At 58.5% G+C, this 21,797-nt stretch carries 25 protein-coding genes; 1 reads left to right on the top strand and 24 read right to left on the bottom strand.

Going from position 1 to position 21,797, the window contains the following annotated elements:
• Positions 1 to 241: 241 nt before the first annotated feature.
• The 19 genes from der to trmJ form a co-directional block, all read right to left on the bottom strand.
• On the bottom strand, positions 242 to 1,711 hold the full coding sequence (gene der / locus AB7M26_RS11040; protein WP_008070964.1) for a ribosome biogenesis GTPase Der: 1,470 nt from the start codon (positions 1,709 to 1,711) through the stop codon (positions 242 to 244).
• Between the two features lie 135 nt (positions 1,712 to 1,846).
• The gene (bamB, locus tag AB7M26_RS11035) at positions 1,847 to 2,998 is read right to left on the bottom strand and encodes an outer membrane protein assembly factor BamB (RefSeq protein WP_429375007.1); all 1,152 of its coding nucleotides are present in this window, start codon (positions 2,996 to 2,998) and stop codon (positions 1,847 to 1,849) included.
• Positions 2,991 to 3,632, bottom strand: coding sequence for a tetratricopeptide repeat protein (locus AB7M26_RS11030; protein WP_007903605.1), 642 nt, complete (start codon positions 3,630 to 3,632; stop codon positions 2,991 to 2,993). The genes bamB and AB7M26_RS11030 overlap by 8 nt, the downstream gene beginning before the upstream one ends.
• A gap of 40 nt (positions 3,633 to 3,672) precedes the next feature.
• Positions 3,673 to 4,962, bottom strand: a complete 1,290-nt coding sequence (hisS, locus tag AB7M26_RS11025; RefSeq protein WP_123494401.1) for a histidine--tRNA ligase — start codon at positions 4,960 to 4,962, stop codon at positions 3,673 to 3,675.
• Between the two features lie 37 nt (positions 4,963 to 4,999).
• A complete protein-coding gene (gene ispG, locus AB7M26_RS11020) occupies positions 5,000 to 6,109 on the bottom strand; it encodes a flavodoxin-dependent (E)-4-hydroxy-3-methylbut-2-enyl-diphosphate synthase (protein ID WP_008070966.1) in 1,110 nt (369 codons plus the stop codon).
• Between the two features lie 2 nt (positions 6,110 to 6,111).
• Positions 6,112 to 7,164 carry a RodZ domain-containing protein gene (locus AB7M26_RS11015; protein ID WP_429375003.1) on the bottom strand — a complete coding sequence of 351 codons (1,053 nt, stop codon included), beginning with the start codon at positions 7,162 to 7,164 and terminating at the stop codon, positions 6,112 to 6,114.
• Positions 7,164 to 7,922: a type IV pilus biogenesis/stability protein PilW gene (gene pilW / locus AB7M26_RS11010; protein ID WP_007903601.1), complete on the bottom strand. Its 759-nt coding sequence runs from the start codon at positions 7,920 to 7,922 to the stop codon at positions 7,164 to 7,166. Before pilW ends, AB7M26_RS11015 begins: the two co-directional genes overlap by 1 nt.
• Positions 7,923 to 7,934: 12 nt before the next feature.
• Positions 7,935 to 9,083: a 23S rRNA (adenine(2503)-C(2))-methyltransferase RlmN gene (gene rlmN, locus AB7M26_RS11005; RefSeq protein WP_007903600.1), complete on the bottom strand. Its 1,149-nt coding sequence runs from the start codon at positions 9,081 to 9,083 to the stop codon at positions 7,935 to 7,937.
• A gap of 28 nt (positions 9,084 to 9,111) precedes the next feature.
• Positions 9,112 to 9,537, bottom strand: coding sequence for a nucleoside-diphosphate kinase (gene ndk, locus AB7M26_RS11000; protein WP_007903599.1), 426 nt, complete (start codon positions 9,535 to 9,537; stop codon positions 9,112 to 9,114).
• A 92-nt stretch (positions 9,538 to 9,629) separates the two neighbouring features.
• Positions 9,630 to 9,830 carry a Fe-S cluster assembly protein IscX gene (gene iscX, locus AB7M26_RS10995; RefSeq protein ID WP_123494403.1) on the bottom strand — a complete coding sequence of 67 codons (201 nt, stop codon included), beginning with the start codon at positions 9,828 to 9,830 and terminating at the stop codon, positions 9,630 to 9,632.
• 14 nt (positions 9,831 to 9,844) lie between these two features.
• Positions 9,845 to 10,186, bottom strand: a complete 342-nt coding sequence (fdx, locus tag AB7M26_RS10990; RefSeq protein ID WP_007903596.1) for an ISC system 2Fe-2S type ferredoxin — start codon at positions 10,184 to 10,186, stop codon at positions 9,845 to 9,847.
• Positions 10,186 to 12,051 carry a Fe-S protein assembly chaperone HscA gene (hscA, locus tag AB7M26_RS10985; RefSeq protein ID WP_123494404.1) on the bottom strand — a complete coding sequence of 622 codons (1,866 nt, stop codon included), beginning with the start codon at positions 12,049 to 12,051 and terminating at the stop codon, positions 10,186 to 10,188. The genes fdx and hscA overlap by 1 nt, the downstream gene beginning before the upstream one ends.
• 51 nt (positions 12,052 to 12,102) lie before the next feature.
• Positions 12,103 to 12,624, bottom strand: coding sequence for a co-chaperone HscB (gene hscB, locus AB7M26_RS10980; protein ID WP_095632456.1), 522 nt, complete (start codon positions 12,622 to 12,624; stop codon positions 12,103 to 12,105).
• Between the two features lie 8 nt (positions 12,625 to 12,632).
• Positions 12,633 to 12,956: an iron-sulfur cluster assembly protein IscA gene (gene iscA / locus AB7M26_RS10975; RefSeq protein ID WP_007903589.1), complete on the bottom strand. Its 324-nt coding sequence runs from the start codon at positions 12,954 to 12,956 to the stop codon at positions 12,633 to 12,635.
• Between the two features lie 34 nt (positions 12,957 to 12,990).
• Positions 12,991 to 13,377 carry a Fe-S cluster assembly scaffold IscU gene (iscU, locus tag AB7M26_RS10970; protein WP_003443374.1) on the bottom strand — a complete coding sequence of 129 codons (387 nt, stop codon included), beginning with the start codon at positions 13,375 to 13,377 and terminating at the stop codon, positions 12,991 to 12,993.
• Positions 13,378 to 13,462: 85 nt separating this feature from the next.
• Positions 13,463 to 14,677, bottom strand: a complete 1,215-nt coding sequence (locus tag AB7M26_RS10965) for an IscS subfamily cysteine desulfurase (protein ID WP_123494405.1) — start codon at positions 14,675 to 14,677, stop codon at positions 13,463 to 13,465.
• Positions 14,678 to 14,727: 50 nt separating this feature from the next.
• Positions 14,728 to 15,219: a Fe-S cluster assembly transcriptional regulator IscR gene (gene iscR, locus AB7M26_RS10960; RefSeq protein WP_007903581.1), complete on the bottom strand. Its 492-nt coding sequence runs from the start codon at positions 15,217 to 15,219 to the stop codon at positions 14,728 to 14,730.
• Between the two features lie 264 nt (positions 15,220 to 15,483).
• Positions 15,484 to 16,260, bottom strand: a complete 777-nt coding sequence (gene cysE, locus AB7M26_RS10955; RefSeq protein ID WP_008014724.1) for a serine O-acetyltransferase — start codon at positions 16,258 to 16,260, stop codon at positions 15,484 to 15,486.
• A gap of 2 nt (positions 16,261 to 16,262) precedes the next feature.
• On the bottom strand, positions 16,263 to 17,033 hold the full coding sequence (gene trmJ / locus AB7M26_RS10950) for a tRNA (cytosine(32)/uridine(32)-2'-O)-methyltransferase TrmJ (RefSeq protein ID WP_007903572.1): 771 nt from the start codon (positions 17,031 to 17,033) through the stop codon (positions 16,263 to 16,265).
• A 146-nt stretch (positions 17,034 to 17,179) separates the two neighbouring features.
• Between trmJ and suhB the strand changes: the two genes are divergently transcribed.
• Entirely contained in the window at positions 17,180 to 17,998 is an 819-nt protein-coding gene (gene suhB / locus AB7M26_RS10945; protein WP_052967503.1) for a type III secretion system regulator SuhB, read from the top strand.
• 228 nt (positions 17,999 to 18,226) lie between these two features.
• On the opposite strand, the gene rplS is transcribed toward suhB, so the two are convergent.
• The 5 genes from rplS to ffh form a co-directional block, all read right to left on the bottom strand.
• Positions 18,227 to 18,577 (bottom strand): 50S ribosomal protein L19, encoded by a 351-nt coding sequence (gene rplS / locus AB7M26_RS10940; protein WP_003175895.1) that lies wholly within the window; start codon positions 18,575 to 18,577, stop codon positions 18,227 to 18,229.
• A 45-nt stretch (positions 18,578 to 18,622) separates the two neighbouring features.
• Positions 18,623 to 19,396, bottom strand: coding sequence for a tRNA (guanosine(37)-N1)-methyltransferase TrmD (gene trmD, locus AB7M26_RS10935; RefSeq protein ID WP_173667518.1), 774 nt, complete (start codon positions 19,394 to 19,396; stop codon positions 18,623 to 18,625).
• Positions 19,378 to 19,914, bottom strand: a complete 537-nt coding sequence (rimM, locus tag AB7M26_RS10930; RefSeq protein ID WP_123494406.1) for a ribosome maturation factor RimM — start codon at positions 19,912 to 19,914, stop codon at positions 19,378 to 19,380. Before rimM ends, trmD begins: the two co-directional genes overlap by 19 nt.
• Positions 19,915 to 19,919: 5 nt before the next feature.
• Positions 19,920 to 20,171, bottom strand: coding sequence for a 30S ribosomal protein S16 (gene rpsP / locus AB7M26_RS10925; RefSeq protein ID WP_003198088.1), 252 nt, complete (start codon positions 20,169 to 20,171; stop codon positions 19,920 to 19,922).
• A gap of 249 nt (positions 20,172 to 20,420) precedes the next feature.
• Positions 20,421 to 21,797, bottom strand: coding sequence for a signal recognition particle protein (ffh, locus tag AB7M26_RS10920; protein WP_123494408.1), 1,377 nt, complete (start codon positions 21,795 to 21,797; stop codon positions 20,421 to 20,423).

Genomic DNA, 21,797 nt, shown 5'->3' with positions numbered 1-21,797 from the left:
AGAATAGCCCAAACGGCGCCCATAAAAAAAGGGCGCCAACCGGCGCCCTTCTTCTAAAACATTCACCGCAAATACTGTGGCGAGGGAGCTTGCTCCCGCTGGACCGCGAAGCGGTCCAAATATCCGCAACCGAAGTCGCTCAGGCAGAACGCATCGGCTGATTTGCGACTGCTGCGCAGCCGAGCGGGAGCAAGCTCCCTCGCCACAACAAGCCCCTCACAAAAAAGAGTGAGGTAGTGAATCAACGCTTGTCGCGGCGCTTCTTATCGGCTTTCTTGTGGTGCGACATCATCCGACGCTTCTTGTTAACCTGGCGGTCAGTCAGCGAGTTCTTGTTGCCTTCGTACGGGTTCTCCCCCCCCTTGAACTCGATGCGAATCGGCGTACCGACCAGCTTCAAGACACGACGATAGGTGTTTTCCAGATAACGGACGTAAGACTTCGGCACCTTCTCGATCTGGTTACCGTGAATCACGATGATCGGCGGGTTCGCACCACCCAAGTGGGCGTAACGCAGCTTGATCCGACGGTTGTTGACCATCGGTGGCGCGTGCTCACCGACCGCATCTTCCAGAATCTGGGTCAAGCGGTTGGTCGGCCAGCGGGTGACCGCGGACTTGAACGAGTTCTGTACCGACGCGTAGAGGTTGCCTACGCCAGTGCCGTGCAGGGCCGAGATGAAGTGGATATCGGCGAAGTCGACGAAGAACAGCCGACGTTGCAGCTCGACCTTGACGAAGTCGCGCTCGCTCGGCGTCATGCCGTCCCACTTGTTGATCGCGATAACCAGCGCACGACCGGCTTCAAGGGCAAAGCCCAGCAGGTTGAGATCGTGGTCCACCACGCCTTCGCGGGCGTCCATCACGAAGATCACCACGTTGGCGTCTTTGATCGCTTGCAGGGTTTTGACCACGGAGAACTTTTCGACTTCTTCGTGGATCTTGCCGCGCTTGCGCACACCGGCGGTGTCGATCAGCGTGTACTTCTCGTCGTTACGTTCAAACGGGATGTAGATGCTGTCGCGGGTGGTGCCAGGCTGGTCATAAACGATAACCCGGTCTTCACCGAGCATGCGGTTGACCAGGGTCGACTTGCCGACGTTAGGACGGCCGATGATGGCGATCTTGATACCGTCTTTTTCGCTTGGGCCAGGAATGCGCTTGGCTTCCTCACCTTCGGCAACGATCTCTTCTTCACCTTCTTCCGGCTCTTCGTCGTCTTTCGGGAAGTCGCTCAGGGCGATTTCCAGCATCTGGGTGATGCCACGACCATGAGCGCCGGCGATCGGGATCGCGTGGCCCATGCCCAACGGGGCGAATTCGGCGCGGGCCATTTCAGGGTCGATGTTGTCGACCTTGTTGGCGACCACGTAGGAACGCTTGTTACGCTTGCGCAAGTGCTCGGCGATCATCTGGTCGGCCGCGGTGAAACCGGCCTTGGCATCTACCAGGAACAGAACGACATCCGCTTCTTCAATGGCCAGCAGCGACTGCTCGGCCATTTTTTCGTCCATACCGTGCTCATCACCGGAGATACCGCCGGTGTCGACCAGAATGTAGGAACGCCCTTGCCACTTGGCCTCACCGTACTGGCGATCACGGGTCAGACCGGACAAGTCGCCGACGATGGCGTCGCGAGTCCTGGTCAGGCGGTTGAACAAGGTGGACTTGCCGACGTTCGGTCGGCCCACCAGGGCGATTACGGGAACCATGCGGCTCTCCACTTCGTTATTTCAGAAAATACAAAAGCCGCTGCGAGGCAGCGGCTGGTGCTCGGGGCAGCGCCTGTAAGCGCTGCGAGCCCCGCAGAACGGGGCCGCTTGGGGGTTAAACCCCAAGCATAGTTCTTACTTGATGGTCAGGGCTTCCAGCTTGCCACTGTTGCCATACAGATAAATCGTGTCACCCACCACCAGCGGACGGGCACGCAGGCCGTCGCTGTCGATGCGCTCGCGGCCGACGAAACGACCGTCCACCTGACTCAGCAGGTGCAGGTAACCTTCCATATCACCGACTGCAACATAGCTGGAGAACACTTCCGGAGCCGACAATTGACGGCGGGCCAGCGAATCGTTGCTCCACAAGGCAGTGGTGGAACGCTCGTCAACGCCTTCAACGGTGCCTGCAGACAGGCTCACGTAGACGCTGCCAAAACCCTCGGCAACGCCGGCATAGCTGGAAGCATCACGCTGCCAGAGCTGACGACCGCTTTCCAGGTCCAGTGCCGCGACGCGACCCTGGTAGCTGGCGACATACAGTGTACCGCCGGACAGCAGCAAGCCACCGTCGATATCGACCACACGCTCCAGTTCCGAACGACCTTGTGGAATCGCTACGCGTTGTTCCCATACCGGCACGCCGTTGGAAACATCCAGAGCGACCACTTTACCGGTCGACAGGCCAGCCACCGCGAGGCGGTTGGTGACGATCGGTGCGCTGGTACCGCGCAGGGTCAGAACCGCTGGCGTGCTGTCATACAACCAGCGCTGGTTGCCGGTAGCGGCATCCAGACCGATCAGACGGTCATCCTGGGTCTGAACCACAACAACGTCACCGTTGGTGGCCGGCGGCGCGAGCACTTCACTGGTCACGCGAGCGCGCCATTTCTCTTCACCGCTGCTGGCGTCCAGGGCAACGATTTCACCCTTGAGCGTGCCGATCATGACCAGACCGTAACCTACGCCAACGGCGCCGGAGACAGGCAGTTCGAGATCTTTCTTCCATTTGACGTCGCCATTGCTGCGATCCATCGCCATCACCACACCGGTGACGTCGCCGGCATAGATGGTATCGCCATCGATCGCCGGAACCAGCATGTTGTAGGTTTCGCCCTGACCGTCACCGATCGAACGGCTCCACTGCTTTTGCAGAACCACTTCTTCTTTGAAGTCGGTCAACTCGGCCGGTGGCAATTCTTTTTTGCTGTTGCTGCTGCAACCCGCGGCCAGTATGGCCAGAGCCAGCAATGCTGCATGTTTCCAACGGATCACGTCACGCATCCCCTTTGGCCAGGTCGTCCAGCTTGATTTGTAGGCCACCGACCGCCGCTTCATCCGACAGTGCCGCCTTGGCTTTTTGATACGCCGTGTTCGCTTCGTCGGTACGACCCAGCTGCACCAGCAGGTCGCCTTTGAGTTCTTCGCGAGTGGCCAGGAAGGCTTTGTCGGCATCGCCTTCGAGCAGTTTCAGGGCTTCATCGACCTTGTTCTGCGCGGCCAGCACCTGCGCCAGGCGCTGACGGGCAATTTCGCCCAGTGCCGGGTTGGCCGGTTTGGCGACAATGGCTTTCAGCTCGCTGGCTGCGTCGTCCAGCTTGCCGCTGTCGACTGCAACTTTCGCCACGAACAGGCTGCCGTATTGCGCGTAAGCGGTGCCGCCGAACTCGCTGTTGAGCTTGCCGGCCAGATCCGAAACACGTGCAGCATCAGGCTTGCCGTCAGGCGTCAGCGTGGTTTCGAGCAATTGCTGATAGAGAATCGAGGCGCCTTGCGACTGATTGCTCTGATACTTCTGAAAGGCCTGCCAGCCGAACACGATGACCAGCGCCAACAGGCCGCCAGTGACCAGGGGCTTGCCGTTGCGTGTCCACCAGTCCTTCAACTCCGCCAGATGTTCGTCTTCGGTACTCGACACCCCAATACTCCTTAATCGCTAAATCGGCTGTTTGACAGCTTCAACCCTGCACGACGCAGGTGGCCAGGTGTGCAGCAAGCGCATCCCAGGCAATGCTTTGTTGTTCGCCCTGGCCACGCAAGGGTTTGAAACCTACCACTTGCTGGGCCATTTCGTCCTCACCGAGAATCAATGCATACAGCGCACCGCTCTTGTCGGCTTTCTTGAACTGGCTTTTGAAGCTGCCGGCGCCGGCATTGACTTGCAGGCGCAGGTTGGGCAATTGATCACGAACACGCTCGCTCAGGGCCAGACCGGCCAGCTCGGCGGCTTCACCGAAGGCGCAGAGGTAGACATCGACCTGACGGGAGATTTCTTCGGGAATCTGCTCCAGGGTTTCAAGCAACAGCACCAGGCGCTCGATGCCCATGGCGAAGCCAACGCCCGTGGTCGGCTTGCCGCCCATCTGCTCCACCAGACCGTCGTAGCGACCACCGGCACATACGGTGCCCTGGGCGCCCAACTTGTCGGTGACCCATTCGAAAACGGTCTTGCTGTAGTAGTCCAGCCCGCGAACCAGCTTCGGGTTGATCACATAAGGAATGCCGGCGGCGTCCAGACGAGCCTTGAGGCCCTCGAAGTGCACGCGGGATTCCTCGTCGAGGTAATCGGCCATCTTTGGCGCGTCGGCCAACGCCGCTTGAGTGTCGGGATTCTTGGTATCCAGAACCCGCAGCGGGTTGGTCTTCAGACGGCGCTGGCTGTCTTCGTCCAGTTGATCCAGGCGAGCGGACAGGTAGTCGACCAGTGCTTCACGATAACGACCACGGGACTCGCTGGTGCCCAGGCTGTTGAGTTCGAGCTTGACCGCATCACGGATACCCAGCTCGCCCCACAGGCGCCAGGTCAGCACGATCAGCTCGGCGTCGATGTCCGGACCGTCGAGGTTGAAGACTTCGCAACCGATCTGGTGGAACTGGCGATAACGACCTTTCTGTGGACGTTCGTGACGGAACATCGGGCCGATGTACCAGAGTTTCTGCACCTGACCGCCGCCGGTGATGCCGTGTTCGAGCACCGCACGCACGCAGGCCGCTGTGCCTTCAGGGCGCAGGGTCAGTGAATCGCCGTTGCGATCCTCGAAGGTGTACATCTCTTTTTCGACGATGTCGGTCACTTCACCTATGGAGCGTTTGAACAGCTCGGTGAACTCGACGATCGGCATGCGGATCTGCTTGTAACCGTAGTTATCCAGCAGACGCGAGACGGTGCCCTCGAAATGACGCCACAGGGGCGTCTGTTCGGGCAGGATGTCGTTCATGCCACGAATGGCTTGCAGAGACTTGCTCACTATAAATCCTTAAATTCGTTCGGCTCTTTAGTCAGCCTCAGCCGCGAGCGATTACCGCTGCGTCGGCTTCGACCTTTTCGGCCGCTTTCTGACGGATCAAGCGTTCAAGCTCATCCACCAGATTGTCATTAGTCAGTTTCTGCGCCGGCTTGCCGTCGATGTAAATCAGGTTTGGCGTGCCGCCGGTCAAGCCGATATGGGCTTCCTTGGCTTCGCCCGGCCCGTTGACCACGCAACCGATCACCGCGACATCCAGCGGCACCAGCAGGTCTTCGAGGCGCCCTTCCAGCTCGTTCATGGTTTTGACCACATCGAAGTTCTGCCGCGAGCAGCTCGGGCAGGCGATGAAGTTGATGCCACGGGAACGCAGGTGCAGGGATTTGAGAATGTCGTAGCCGACTTTCACTTCCTCGACCGGGTCGGCCGCCAGCGAGATGCGAATAGTATCGCCAATCCCTTCGGCGAGCAGCATACCGAGGCCCACGGCGGATTTCACTGTGCCTGAGCGCAAACCACCGGCTTCAGTGATGCCCAAGTGCAGCGGCTGAACGATTTCCTTGGCCAGCAAGCGGTAGGCGGCGACGGCCATGAACACGTCGGAGGCTTTCACGCTGACCTTGAAGTCCTGGAAATTCAGGCGCTCGAGGTGTTCGACGTGACGCAAGGCGGACTCGACCAGCGCAGCGGGCGTCGGCTCGCCATATTTCTTTTGCAGGTCTTTTTCCAGGGAACCGGCGTTGACGCCGATGCGGATCGGAATCCCGCGATCACGGGCGGCATCGACCACCGCACGCACGCGGTCTTCACGACCGATGTTGCCCGGGTTGATCCGCAAGCAATCCACGCCCAGTTCGGCGACGCGCAAAGCGATCTTGTAGTCGAAATGGATGTCGGCCACCAACGGCACTTTGACCAATTGCTTGATCTTGCCGAAGGCTTCTGCGGCGTCCATGTCCGGCACGGAAACCCGCACGATATCGACGCCAGCGGCTTCCAGACGATTGATCTGGGCCACGGTAGCGGCCACGTCATTGGTGTCGCTGTTGGTCATGCTCTGCACAGCGATAGGCGCATCGCCGCCCACGGGCACATTACCCACCCAGATCTTGCGGGATTCGCGACGTTTGATTGGAGATTCGCCGTGCATGACTATTGACCCAACTTCAGGCGAGCAGTCTCGCCACTGGTGAACGGAGCGACATCAACCACCTGCCCGTTATAGCTGACCTGCGCGCCACGGGCGAAGCCCAGACGCACGGAAAAGGGCGGCTTGCCGCTAACGGATACATTTTCGCCTTTACGCTTCAGACCGCTCAACAGCACCTTGCCGGTGCCATCGGTCACTTGCGTCCAGCAATCGGCGGTGAATTGCAGTTGAACCTGGCCCTGGCCGGCCACCGGAGCTGCCGGAGCTGGAGCCGGGGCGGTCGGAGCAATCGGAGCAGTGATAACCGGTGCCGGTACAGCGGGAACAGCCGGGGCAGGTGCCGCTGGCGTTGCCGGTGTTGCGACAACCGGAGCGGTGCTGTGGGCCGCAGCCGCAGGCGTTACTGCTGAAACGACTGGCGCTGGAACCGGTGCACTCGTTTCGGCATTGACTGGTTCCTCGGCCGAAGTTTCGGTCGAAGACTCGGCCTGAGGCAACGCAAGCGGCGTTTCCCCTTCAGCCTGACCTTGCGCAACGGCCTGGTCTTCCGGCTCGTCCAGTGGATGGATCTGGGTGGTGCCGTCAGCGCCTTCGACTTCAACGTGTTCCGGCGCCAGGCCAATCAGGTCTTTGGTACGCAGTGAAGTTTGATCCTGCCACCAGATAAAACCACCGCCAATCACCGCAAGCAGCAACAGCAGGCTGACAATTCGCAAAATGGTGTGGGAAACCCGAACCGGCTCTTCGATATGCCCCAGGCTGTGGACGTTGCTGCCATGGGAGTCGGTGCCGGTGGATTGGTCGAACTGCTGGACCAGAACGGTTTGGTCCATGCCGAGCAATTTGGCATACGCGCGAATATAGCCACGAGCAAAGGTGTGACCAGGCAGCTTGTCGAAAGCGCCGGCTTCCAGATTGCTCAGGGAATTGACGGTGAGGTTGAGCTTGAGGGCCACTTCGGCCAGCGACCAGCCATTGCTTTCGCGGGCCTGGCGCAAAGTCTCACCGGGGTTAACGCGATTCGCTGCTACAACTTCGGGATGCGCCGCTTTCATCATTGCTCCGACAGGTATTGCTGATATTCCGGCGTACCGGGATAGAGTCGTTTTAATTGCAGGCCGAAACTGGCGGCCTTGTCGCGATCTTCGAACACTTTTGCCAGCCGAACGCCGAGCAATAGACTACGTGCATTTTGCTCGGTAAGCAGGCTAAAACGGTCGTAATAGTCACGCGCGGGCACATAATGCCTGTCTTCGTAAGACAACTCAGCCATTTCCAGCAATGCACGTGGCTGTTGGCGATTCAGACGCAGGGCTTTTTCCAGTTGCTGGCGGGCCAGATCACGCTGGCCTAGCTTTGAAGCGGTCATGCCCAGGTTTTCGAAAACCCGTGAACGCTCAGGATACAAAGTATCGGCGGCGGCCTGTTCGAAGCGTTCGTACGCCTCTTTGTAACGTTTCTCTTCGAAAAGAAAACTGCCGTAGTTATTCAGGATTCGCGCATCGGCGGGACGAGAAGACAGCGCCTTGCGAAAATGCTGATCGGCCAGTTCCGGCTCCATCTCAGCCTGGAACACCAGCCCCAGGGCTGCGTTGGCGTCAGGATCCGAGCTATCCAGATCCAAAGCCTTCTTCAACGGGACTTTGGCGCGCTCGGTCATGCCCTGTTGCAAATAACCCAAGCCCAGCTGCACGTAGGCAGCACGCGCTTCATCACGGCCCTTGCTGGTCTTCATCGGGTTGAAATCGCCCGACAGGACACAACCAGCACAGAGGCTGGCCAACAGCACAAGCAGCGCGAAGCGCAGGGACATAGAGATCCTCTCTTAATTATTGTTCGCGGCGTTCGTTGCGATATCGTTTTCGGCGCTCAACTCGCGCACGGCGATATAACGTTCACTGCGACGGGTGCGATCCAGCACCTGCCCTACCAATTGGCCACACGCGGCATCGATGTCTTCACCGCGGGTGGTGCGTACGGTGACGTTGAAGCCTGCATGGTGAAGCTGATCCTGGAAACGACGAATCGCATTGTTGCTCGGACGCTCGTAACCGGAATGCGGGAACGGGTTGAACGGAATCAGGTTGATCTTGCACGGGATGTTCTTGAGCAGCTCAATCATCTCAACGGCGTGTTCAACCTTGTCGTTGATGTCCTTGAGCAAGGTGTACTCGATGGTCAGCACGCGCTTTTCGCCCAGGGACGACATGTAGCGCTGGCACGACTCGAGCAGCATCTTAAGCGGATATTTCTTGTTGATCGGCACCAATTGGTTACGCAATGCGTCATTCGGTGCGTGCAGCGACAACGCCAGGGACACGTCGATGTGCTTGGACAGCTCATCGATCATCGGCACCACACCCGAAGTCGACAGGGTCACGCGGCGCTTGGATATCCCGTAGCCCAGGTCATCCATCATCAGATGCATGGCGGCCACGACGTTGTCGAAGTTCAGCAGCGGCTCACCCATGCCCATCATCACCACGTTGGTGATGGCACGGTCGGCGGTCGCCGGGATGCTGCCGAACGATTTATTGGCAATCCACACCTGACCGATCACTTCGGCGGCGGTGAGGTTGCTGTTGAAACCTTGCTTGCCGGTGGAGCAGAAACTGCAATCCAGGGCACAGCCTGCCTGGGACGAAACGCACAGAGTGCCGCGTTTGCCCTGGGGAATGTACACGGTCTCGACGCAGCTACCGGACGCCACGCGTACTACCCATTTACGGGTGCCATCGGTGGAGATGTCCTCGCTGACCACTTCGGGGCCGCGGACTTCAGCAATGGCCTTGAGCTTGTCGCGCAAGGCCTTGCTGACGTTCGTCATGGCGTCGAAATCATCAACGCCAAGGTGGTGAATCCATTTCATTACCTGACCGGCACGGAAACGCTTCTCCCCGATTGAGTCGAAGAATTTTTCCATTTCCTGTTGAGTCAGACCCAGCAGGTTGGTTTTTACAGTCGATGTAGTCATGGATTCACCTTCACTCTTAAGCCAATGCTTAGCGAGTGGTTACTTCAGTAGCTGCGAAGAAGTACGAGATTTCGCGAGCAGCAGCGGCTTCGGAGTCCGAACCGTGTACAGCGTTGGCGTCGATGGAATCAGCGAAGTCAGCGCGGATGGTGCCGGCAGCAGCTTCTTTAGGGTTGGTAGCGCCCATCAGCTCACGGTTCAGAGCGATAGCGTTTTCGCCTTCCAGAACCTGAACGACAACCGGACCGGAGATCATGAAAGCAACCAGGTCGTTGAAGAAACCACGAGCGCTGTGCTCAGCGTAGAAGCCTTCAGCTTCAGCTTTGGACAGTTGCTTCAGTTTCGAAGCTACAACGCGCAGGCCAGCTTTTTCGAAACGAGTGGTGATCTCGCCGATAACGTTTTTTGCAACAGCGTCAGGCTTGATGATGGAGAAAGTACGTTGAACAGCCATGGTGTAACTCCAGAAACGGTAATTTGCGAAAAATTAAACCCGCGAATTATACGCGGGTTCTTTGGTATTGCCTAACGGCGTACGGTGCAGAATCAGTCTGCTTCTTCGATCCAGGCGGCCTGAATGGCTTCAAGCACCTTCTCGCCACCGCGGGTCGGATCATCACTGAACTCCGGCAATGCCAGCACCCATTGGTGCAGATCAACGAAGTTCACGAAACGCGGGTCCACTTCTGGCCTGGATTCAGCCAGCTGGATCGCGATTTCAAGCACATCAACCCATTTCAGACTCATGTCGGCTCCTTGAATCAGTGCGGCGCTTCGGCTGCATGGTTGAGCGAATATTTCGGAATTTCGATGGTCAGGTCTTCTGTCCCGACGATCGCCTGACAGGCTAGACGAGATTGCGCTTCCAGACCCCATGCCCGATCAAGAAAGTCTTCTTCCAGCTCATCGGCCTCTTCCAACGAATCGAAACCTTCGCGAACGATGCAGTGACAAGTGGTGCAGGCGCAGACGCCGCCGCAAGCGCTTTCCATCTCGATATGGTGTTCATGGGCCAGTTCGAGAATGGAAATACCAGGCTCAGCCTCTACAACCATGCCTTCCGGGCAGAACTTCTCGTGTGGCAGAAAAATGACCTGCGGCATCAGTTATCCTCGATTTCATTCAGGTTGCGCCCCGCCAGAGCGGCTTTCACCGTCGAGTCCAGGCGGCGGGCAGCAAAGGCATCGGTCACTTGCGACAGACGCTTGGTCTGCTGCTCGATGGCGTAACCATCGGTGCCTTTCATCAATTCGGTCAGTTCCTGCATCTGCAATTCGATGACCATGCGCTCTTCGGCGTCGAGCAGGCGTTCGCCGTCAACTTCCAGAGCGCCCTGCACCGCCTCGATCAGGCGCTGGGCATCGACCTGCTGCTCACGCAATACCCGAGCGACCTTGTCGTCATTGGCGTGCTGGAACGAATCCTTGAGCATCTTGGCGATTTCGCCGTCGGTCAGGCCGTAGGACGGTTTGACCTGGATGCTGGCTTCGACACCCGAACCCAGTTCACGGGCCGAAACACTGAGCAGACCGTCGGCATCGACCTGGAAAGTCACGCGAATCTTCGCCGCACCGGCCACCATCGCCGGAATCCCGCGCAATTCGAAACGCGCCAGGGAGCGGCAGTCGCTGATCAACTCACGCTCGCCCTGCAAGACGTGAATCGCCATGGCCGACTGGCCATCTTTATAGGTGGTGAAGTCCTGCGCCCGGGCGACGGGGATGGTGGTGTTGCGCGGAATCACCTTCTCCATCAGACCGCCCATGGTTTCCAGCCCCAGGGACAACGGAATCACGTCGAGCAACAGCAGTTCGCCGCCGTCACGCTTGTTGCCGGCCAGGGTATCGGCCTGGATCGCGGCGCCGATGGCCACGACCTGATCCGGATCGATTTCGGTCAACGGCTCGCGACCGAAGGCCTGCGCAACAGCTTCGCGGACGCGAGGCACACGCGTCGAGCCGCCGACCATGACCACAGCGTGTACGTCTTCCAGCTCGATACCGGAATCACGCACCGCGCGACGGCAGGCTTTCAGGCTGCGAGCGACCATCGGCTCGATCAGCGCATTGAAGGCGTCACGGGTCAGCTCGGCCTTCCAGTCGCCATAAGCGACTTCGACGGACGAGCAATTGGTCAGGGCCTCTTTGGCTGCGCACGCGGTTTGCAGCAGATTACGTTGCGTACCCGGATCGAGGTCGGCCGACAGACCGGCGCTCTCGATGATCCAGCCAGCAATAGCATGGTCAAAGTCATCGCCACCCAGCGCACTGTCGCCGCCAGTGGCCAACACTTCGAACACACCGCCAGTGAGGCGCAGAATCGAAATATCGAAGGTACCGCCGCCCAGGTCATAAATCGCGACCAGGCCTTCGGCATGCTGATCCAGACCGTAAGCGACGGCTGCAGCGGTTGGCTCATTGAGCAAACGCAGCACGTTCAGGCCGGCCAGCTTGGCCGCATCCTTGGTGGCTTGACGCTGAGCATCATCGAAATAGGCCGGAACGGTGATCACCGCGCCAACCAACTCGCCACCCAAGGTCGCTTCAGCACGCTGACGCAGTACCTTGAGGATATCGGCGGAAACTTCGACTGGGCTTTTCGGGCCTTGCACCGTGTCGATGAACGGCATGTGCGACTCGCCGTCGACAAAACGGTACGGCAGCTGATCGCCCAATTGCTTGACGTCGGACAAACCACGACCCATCAAGCGCTTGACCGACATCACCGTGTTCAAAGGATCGGACGCAGCGGCCAGTTTGGCCGACTCGCCGACTTCGACGCGATCGGCGTGATAGCGCACGGCAGATGGCAGGATGACCTGCCCTTGCGCGTCGGCCAGAGGCTCGGAAAGACCACTGCGCAACGCAGCGACCAGCGAATTGGTAGTGCCCAAGTCGATCCCCACAGCCAGACGACGCTGGTGCGGTTGAGGACTTTGGCCGGGTTCGGCGATCTGCAGTAGGGCCATCGTGATCAGGACTTATCTGTATATCAGGCGTGCGACCGGAGCGGCACTGGGTTAATCGTCGAGGCGCTCTTCTAACTGGCGCACTTCGTAGGTGAGCTTGTCGAGAAACTGCATGCGCCGCATCAGGCGTTCGGCCCGTTCACGTTGCGCTGCATCATCCCAACAGGCTGCGAAGCTTTCGTTCAGCTCATCCTGCGCGATCTTCAAGCGGCGCTTGAACACGGCAATGCCGGCCAGGTCGGCGCTGTCTTGCAGGTCTTCGAGTTCTTCACGCAATTCCATCTGCTGCAGAAGAAACTCCGGATCATGCACCGTGACCTCCAGCGGCAACTCGCCACCACTCAACGCAAGCAAGTATCGCGCGCGCTTGGGGGGGCTTTTGAGCGTCTGGTAGGCCTCGTTGAGGCTCGCGGATTGCTCGAGCGCCAGCCGCTGCTCACGCTCGGAAGCGTCGGCAAAGCGGTCCGGATGAACACCGCGCGCCAACTCACGGTAGCGCGTGGCCAACTGATCGAGATCCAGACGGAAGCTCGGTTTCAGCTCAAATAAAGCGAAATGACAAGGAGTACCCACGCGCAGCCTCAGATGTTGAAGCTTTCGCCGCAGCCACATTCACCGCGCACGTTGGGGTTGTTGAACTTGAAGCCTTCGTTCAACCCTTCCTTGACGAAATCGAGTTCGGTGCCGTCCAGGTAGGCCAGGCTTTTCGGGTCGATGATCACTTTCTCGCCGTGACTTTCGAACACCTGATCCTCTGCCACCACCTCGTCGACAAACTCCAGCACGTAGGCAAGGCCGGAACAGCCTGTGGTGCGAACACCCAGACGAATCCCTTCACCTTTGCCGCGCCCGTTGAGGGAGCGTCGCACGTGTTGAGCAGCCGCTTCTGTCATGCTGATAGCCATCGGTGACTCCTTACTCGTCGCCAAATCTTGAAAGTCAGATCAAGCCTTTCTTCTGCTTGTAGTCGCGAACGGCCGCTTTGATAGCGTCTTCAGCAAGTACGGAGCAGTGAATTTTCACTGGCGGCAGCGCCAGTTCTTCGGCCAGCTGAGTGTTCTTGATGGTCTCTGCTTCATCCAGAGTCTTGCCTTTCATCCACTCGGTCGCCAGGGAGCTGGAGGCGATCGCCGAACCGCAACCGTAAGTCTTGAACTTGGCGTCTTCGATGATGCCTTGCTCGTTGACCTTGATCTGCAGGCGCATCACGTCGCCGCACGCCGGAGCGCCGACCATGCCGGTGCCGACATCAGGATCTTCCGCGTCCATCTTGCCGACGTTGCGCGGGTTCTCGTAGTGGTCGATGACCTTTTCGCTGTAAGCCATGATTCTTAATCCTCACTCATCAGGAGTCGCTCTTGAAGCCCTGCCAATCGTGGATTAGCAGAGCCCGGTTGCGGCGACTTGAATATCAGTGCGCCGCCCACTCGATTTTCGAAATGTCGACGCCATCTTTGTACATGTCCCACAGCGGCGAGAGAGTGCGCAGCTTGGTAACGGCCTCGCAGACTTTCTGCGCGGCGTAGTCGATTTCTTCTTCGGTGGTGAAACGGCCGAAGGTGAAGCGAATCGAGCTGTGTGCCAGTTCGTCGTTGCGGCCCAGGGCGCGCAGTACGTACGAAGGCTCAAGCGACGCCGAGGTGCAGGCCGAACCGGACGAAACCGCCAAATCCTTGAGCGCCATGATCAGCGATTCGCCTTCAACGTAGTTGAAGCTCAGGTTCAGGTTGTGCGGTACGCGGGCGGTCATGCTGCCGTTGACGTACAGCTCTTCCAGGCCTTCGACCTGCTTGAAGAAGCGGTCGCTCAGGGCTTTGATGCGGACGTTCTCGGCAGCCATGTCTTCCTTGGCCACACGGAAAGCTTCGCCCATGCCAACGATCTGGTGGGTCGCCAGGGTGCCGGAACGCATGCCGCGCTCGTGACCGCCGCCGTGCATGGTCGCTTCGATGCGAACACGCGGCTTGCGGCTGACGTACAGCGCGCCGATGCCTTTAGGGCCGTAGGTTTTGTGGGCAGAGAACGACATCATGTCGACTTTCAGTTTCGACAGGTCGATCTCGACCTTGCCGGTGGACTGAGCGGCGTCGACGTGGAACAGGATCCCCTTGGAGCGGGTCAGTTCGCCGATGGCAGCGATGTCGTTGATGGTGCCGATTTCGTTGTTCACGTGCATGATCGACACCAGGATAGTGTCGTCGCGCAGGGCAGCTTCGACCATCTCTGGAGTGACCAGACCATCTTCGCGAGGGTCGAGGTAGGTCACTTCGAAACCTTCACGCTCCAGTTGGCGCATGGTGTCGAGGACAGCCTTGTGCTCAATCTTGGTGGTGATCAGGTGCTTGCCTTTGGTGGCGTAGAAATGCGCCGCACCCTTGATTGCCAGGTTGTCGGACTCGGTGGCACCGGAGGTCCAGACGATTTCACGCGGGTCGGCGTTAACCAGGTCAGCGACCTGACGGCGAGCGTTCTCGACGGACTCTTCAGCTTTCCAGCCGAACACGTGGGAACGGGACGCCGGGTTACCGAAGTTTCCGTCGACCAGCAGGCATTCACTCATCTTTTGCGCGACACGTGGATCAACCGGGGTCGTCGCAGAGTAATCAAGGTAAATCGGCAATTTCATGGACTATCTCCTAAATCAGGCTGGCTGGCGTGCCGCTAGCTCTTTGGCTGTCATTCGACGGCGGACGCTTCAATCTTGTCCAGGCGTGGCGCCTTGCTGTTGCAACGACGCTGGTCCTGACGCTGGGCTACTTCTTGCACCTCACGGCGAGTTACAAGGTCAGCCAAGCTGATACCGCTCAGAAATTCGTGAATCTGCAGACTCAGATCGCACCACAAGTGGTGGGTCAGACAGGTGTCGCCTTGATGGCAATCACCTTGGCCCTGGCATTTGGTTGCATCGACCGATTCGTTGACCGCATCGATCACCTGGGCGACCTGGATGCCCTGCATGTCTCGGGACAACTGGTAACCACCGCCTGGACCGCGAACACTGGATACCAGATTGCTGCGGCGCAATTTGGCAAAAAGCTGCTCGAGGTAGGACAGGGAGATGCCTTGGCGCTCGGAGATATCGGCCAGGGACACCGGCCCGTGCTGCGCATGCAACGCCAGGTCAAGCATGGCGGTCACGGCGTATCGGCCTTTTGTAGTCAGTCGCATGGACAATTACCACGGAATTCGGAATGGGGCGAGTATGCAATTCCCGAGTATTTAAGTCAACTATAAGACCTAGTGCTTTACTCAGGTTTACCCGCAAAAGAGCGCGCGCATCATAGCAAAGGCTGGCGGTGCACAGCCAGCAGTACCGAGTTATCGTTCATCGCGGGCAAGCCCGCTCCCACAGGGATTTTCGGTGCTCACACAATCTGTGCTTCACCGGAGACCTTGTGGGAGCGGGCTTGCCCGCGATGAAGCTGACTCGGTTTAGCCGGCCTGGCTCTGATCCTTGTCCTTCACACAGGCAAAGTCTTCTTCGCGCAGTTCAGGCAGATCTTTCGCACAGTAATTGCTACCCAGGTCCTTCAGCGCCCCGCACATCCCTTCAAGCCGACCATCTACAGCCTGCAGATGATCGAGCAACTGGTTGATGGCGCGAGCCACTGGATCCGGCATGTCTTCACCAACACCATAAGCATCGAAACCGATCTTCTCGGCCATGGCCTTGCGCTTGGCGTCCTGCTCTTCATCGGACTTGACGATGATCCGCCCTGGAATCCCCACCACCGTCGCTCCGGGCGGCACAGCCTTGGTGACCACGGCATTGGAACCCACCTTGGCCCCGGCACCCACCGTAAACGGGCCGAGCACCTTGGCGCCCGCCCCGACCACCACGCCGTCTTCAAGAGTCGGGTGACGCTTACCCTTGTTCCAGCTGGTGCCGCCAAGGGTCACGCCTTGATACAGGGTGACATCGTTGCCGATCTCGGCAGTCTCACCGATAACGATGCCCATGCCATGATCGATAAAGAAGCGACGACCGACCTTGGCACCCGGATGAATCTCGATTCCGGTCAACCAACGACCGAAGTTCGACACCAGACGCGCCAGCCATTTCCAGCCCATGCCCCACAACGCTGACGACAGGCGATGGATCCAGATGGCGTGCATGCCCGGGTAGCACGTCAGAACCTCAAAAGCATTACGCGCCGCCGGGTCACGATGGAAAACACTTTGGATATCTTCACGCAAACGCTCGAACATCATTAATCCTTCCGCTTTAGAAGCTCGCCACGGGCCGCTTTCTGGGTTTCCGTGAGGATGCCACGCAATATATTCATTTCCGCCCGGCTGACCGAGCTGCGTCCGTACAACCGGCGCAGACGCGCCATCAAGTGCCGTGGTTTTTCCGGGTCGAGGAATTCGATGGCCACCAGCGTTTGCTCCAGGTGCTCATAGAATCGCTCCAACTCATCCATGGTCGCCAGCTCACCACTCTTGGTGGACGCCACTTCTTCCTTTTCGACCTTGCTCGGCTGACCTGCTGCCGCCAACCAGGACATACGCACTTCATAGCTCAACACCTGCACCGCCGCCCCAAGGTTCAGCGAACTGAACTCAGGGTCTGATGGGATGTGCACGTGATAATGACATCGCTGCAGCTCTTCATTGGTCAGGCCGGAATCTTCACGACCGAACACCAACGCGATCTCGGCACCCTGCCCCGCCTCCTCTACTACCTTCACACCGCATTCGCGGGGATCGAGCAACGGCCAGGGAATGCGACGATCACGAGCACTGGTACCGAGCACCAGATTGCAGCCGACCAAGGCATCTTCCAGGGTGGCGACGACTTGCGCGTTTTCAAGGATGTCACCGGCGCCGGACGCACGCGCATCGGCCTCGTGATGCGGGAACAACCGCGGTTCGACCAGCACCAGCCGCGACAGGCCCATGTTCTTCATGGCACGCGCAGCCCCACCAATATTGCCGGGGTGACTGGTATTGACCAGGACGACACGAATGTTTTGCAGCAAGGGAGACGCTCTCGAACACTTTAATGGGGAGCAGAATCTTACAGCTCAACCTACCGTTAAGCTATGAAAGCGAACACCGACCTTCACCTGTAGAAACTTTCTGATAGAATGCCCGGCTTTCTTTAACAACCTTAGGTGACACATCCATGCAGCCCATGCTGAATATCGCGCTGCGCGCCGCCCGCAGCGCCAGTGAATTGATTTTCCGCTCCATCGAGCGCCTGGATACCATCAAGGTCGACGAAAAAGACGCCAAGGATTACGTATCCGAGGTGGATCGCGCCGCCGAACAGAAAATCATCGATGCGCTGCGCAAGGCCTACCCTAATCACTCGATCATGGGCGAAGAAACCGGCATGCACGCCGGTAACGGCATCGAAGGCGAAGAGTACCTGTGGATCATCGATCCGCTGGACGGCACCACCAACTTCCTGCGTGGCATTCCGCACTTCGCTGTCAGCATTGCCTGCAAATACCGTGGTCGCCTGGAGCACGCTGTTGTTCTGGACCCGGTTCGCCAGGAAGAATTCACCGCCAGCCGCGGTCGCGGCGCCCAACTGAACGGTCGCCGTCTGCGCGTCAGCGGTCGCACCAGCCTGGACGGCGCCCTGCTGGGTACCGGCTTCCCGTTCCGCGATGAGCAGATGGACAACCTCGACAACTACCTGGGCATGTTCCGCGCCCTGGTAGGCCAGACCGCCGGCATCCGCCGTGCTGGCGCAGCGAGCCTGGACCTGGCCTATGTGGCCGCCGGCCGTTTCGATGCGTTCTGGGAGTCAGGCCTGTCCGAGTGGGACATGGCTGCAGGCGCCCTACTGATCCAGGAAGCCGGCGGCTTGGTGAGCGACTTCACCGGCGGTCACGACTTCCTTGAGAAAGGTCATATCGTCGCCGGCAACACCAAGTGCTTCAAGGCAGTATTGACGGCGATCCAGCCGCACCTGCCAGCTTCGCTGAAGCGCTAAGCGCCCACGCTCAAAAAGCCGCAGCACTTCAAGCAAACGCCCCGACCTGTTCGGGGCGTTTTCTTTTGTGCGGAAAAAGTCTTCCCCTTAACGCCGCTCCCACAGGTTCCGCCATTAGCCAGCCTTTATATGCAGCCATAACGAAAAATGCCCCGTATCTTTCGATACGAGGCATTTTCTTGAAGAGCCAACCTGAACAGGCTGACCCTTCTGCATCGGAAGCTGGACTTAAGCCAGTTTTTCCTTGATGCGAGCTGCTTTACCGGACAGGTCACGCAGGTAGTACAGCTTGGCTTTACGTACGTCACCGCGACGCTTAACGGCCATGCTGTCGATTTGCGGGCTGTAGGTCTGGAAAGTACGCTCTACGCCGACACCGTTGGAGATTTTACGAACGGTGAAAGCACTGTTTACGCCGCGGTTACGCTTGGCGATAACTACGCCTTCGAACGCTTGCAGACGCGAACGATCGCCTTCCTTCACTTTCACCTGAACGACAATAGTGTCGCCCGGGGCAAAGGTAGGGATCTCTTTGGTCATCTGCTCTGCTTCGAGTGCAAGGATGATTTTGTTAGTCATGCTGTGCTCCTAAGGTAAATCGTCGGATCTACCATCGATACGTTGTTAACTATCGTCCCGCTCGCGGATATATTCCTCGAGCAGCTTCTTCTCTTCTCCAGAAAGCGAGCGGCTTTCCAGAAGATCGGCGCGTCGTTCAAAGGTCCTACCAAGGGACTGCTGTAAACGCCAACGCCGGATGTGCGCGTGATTGCCACTTAGCAATACGTCGGGAACACGCTGATCCGCATACACCTCCGGTCGGGTGTAGTGCGGGCAATCCAGCAAACCATCCGTAAAGGAATCTTCCTCGGCGGAGTCCGCATGCCCTAAAGCTCCGGGCAGCAGTCGTGTAACCGCATCGATCAGGACCATCGCCGGCAGCTCGCCGCCAGACAGTACATAGTCGCCAATCGACCACTCTTCATCGACATGAGCATCTATAAAACGCTCGTCAATGCCTTCATAGCGGCCGGCAATCAGGATCAATGCATCCAGATTCGCCAACTCGCGTACCGCCGACTGAGTCAGTTGACGGCCTTGGGGGGACAGGTAAATTACCTTCGCCGCCTCCCCGGCTGCTGCCTTGGCCTGAACCAGAGCATCTTCCAGGGGCTTGATCTTCATCACCATGCCCGGACCACCGCCAAATGGGCGATCATCCACCGTGTGATGTCGATCCGTCGTGTAGTCTCGCGGATTCCAACAGGTGAGCTGCAACAGCCCCTGTTTCACCGCCCGACTGGTGATGCCGTACTCGCTGATGGCGGAGAACATCTCGGGAAACAAACTGATCACTTCTACGCGCAGGTTAGCCACGTTTAGAAGTCCGCATCCCATTCCACCTTCATCTCGCCTGCGGCAAGGTCGACAGCCAACACGCATTGCTCCGTATAGGGCAACAGGCGTTCGCGATCATCCAGGCTGCCAGCGCAAGGCTTGACCACCATTACATCATTGGCGCCGGTTTCCAGAAGATGATCGATTTTCCCGAGCAATTGCCCGAGTTGATCAATAACCTTCAGACCTTCCAGCTGGTACCAGTAGTACTCGCCGTCGGTCAATTCAGGGAACAGGTTGCGCGGCACACAGATCTCATAACCAGCCAGAAGACGCGCTTCTTCACGATCATCAAGACCCTTGAGCTTTGCGACCAGGAACTTGTCGTTCCCACGTCCGCTGACCAGCTCGACCTGCTTCACATTGCCTTCGCGCCTGAGCGTCCAGGTTTTGTACTGCAACAGGTTTTCAGTCGGATCAGTAAAGGAATACACCTTCACTTCGCCGCGAACGCCATGAACAGAATAAATTTTGCCAATAACGATCAAATCATCGGCAACAACTGGCGTCGCGTTCATATTGCTCAGGCCGCAGCCTTAGCAGATTCCTTCAACAACTGAGCAACGCGCTCAGAAGGTTGTGCACCAACGCTCAGCCAGTAGGCTACGCGCTCTTGGTTCACGGACAGACGAACTTCTTGACCACGAGCAACAGGGTTGAAGAAACCAACCTGTTCCTTGTGCGAACCGTCGCGCGGGTTGCGGCTGTCGGTTACGGTCAAGTGGTAAAACGGGCGCTTTTTGGAGCCGCCAAGGGCAAGACGGATTGTTAGCATGTGAACATCGTTCCTGTAGTCGGTGCTGCAAATCTAAAGGCACAGCGGGCATAGGTGCCCGAAAGGCCGCATATTCTAAGGAATATCCGGACTTTTGCAAATGTCTTTTTCCGGCGGCCTATCGGTCGCCATCCAGATTTGCTATAGAGCCGTCGTTGAAAACGGCCAGTCAGCTCCCGCCAAGTGCGGGTTTGCTGGAGATCCCACTTCCATGTGGGCAGCGCCGACATGACTGCCGGCGCGAATCTTTTACATTTTCGGCATGCCGCCGCCGGGCAACATACCGCCCATGCCGCGCATCATTTTGGCCATTCCGCCTTTCGCGGAGAATTTCTTCATCATCTTCTGCATCTGCTTGTGCTGCTTGATCAAGCGACCGATGTCCTGCACCTGAGTGCCGGAACCCATGGCGATCCTGCGCTTGCGCGAACCGCTGATCAGCTCAGGGTCGCGGCGTTCGGCCGGGGTCATGGAGTTGATGATGGCTTCCATTTGCTTGAACTGTTTCTCTGCCGCGCCCTGGGCGTTGCCCATTTGCGCCAGATTCACACCACCGATGTTCGGCAGTTTGTCCATGAGGCCGCCGAGGCCGCCCATGTTCTTCATCTGTTGCAGCTGATCGCGGAAGTCTTCGAGATCGAAGCCCTTGCCCTTCTTCAGCTTTTTGGCCAGTTTATCGGCCTTGTCTTTGTCGAGGGTCTGTTCGGCCTGCTCGATCAGGCTGAGCACGTCGCCCATGCCGAGGATGCGCGAAGCAATACGCTCAGGGTGGAACGGCTCGAGCGCTTCGCTCTTCTCACCCATACCGATGAACTTGATCGGCTTGCCGGTGATGGCACGTACCGACAACGCGGCACCGCCACGGGCATCGCCGTCGACCTTGGTCAGGATCACACCGGTCAGCGGCAGCGCATCGCCGAAGGCCTTGGCCGTGTTGGCGGCGTCCTGGCCGGTCATGGCATCGACCACGAACAGGGTTTCGACCGGGTTGATCGCGGCGTGCAGCGCCTTGATCTCGCCCATCATCTCTTCGTCGATGTGCAAACGACCGGCGGTATCGACGATAACCACGTCGATGAATTTCAGTTTGGCTTCTTTAATAGCGGCTTGCGCGATGTCGACCGGCTTCTGGCTCAGGTCGGACGGGAAGAAGGTGACGCCAATTTCACCCGCGAGCATTTCAAGCTGCTTGATTGCCGCCGGACGGTAAACGTCTGCGGATACAACCATGACCGACTTCTTCTTGCGCTCTTTAAGGAAGCGCGCCAGTTTGCCGGCGGTGGTGGTTTTACCCGCACCTTGCAAACCGGCCATCAATACGACGGCAGGAGGAACGGCGCTCAGGTTCAAGTCTTCGTTGGCCGCGCCCATCAGGCTTTCGAGTTCGGCCTGGACGATCTTCACGAAGGCCTGGCCCGGCGTCAGGCTGCGCGACACCTCGGTGCCGACAGCGCGCTCCTTGACCGAGTTGACGAAGTCTTTGACCACTGGCAAGGCGACGTCGGCTTCGAGCAGCGCCATGCGCACTTCGCGCAGGGTGTCTTTGATGTTGTCTTCGGTCAGCTTGGCCTTGCCGGTGACATGGCGCAGCGTCTGCGAGAGACGGTCGGTTAAGTTTTCAAACAT

Source organism: Pseudomonas sp. F-14 TE3482 (assembly GCF_053629455.1).
The sequence above is the reverse complement of the archived record's forward strand: the minus strand, read 5'-3'. Positions and strand labels throughout refer to the sequence as shown.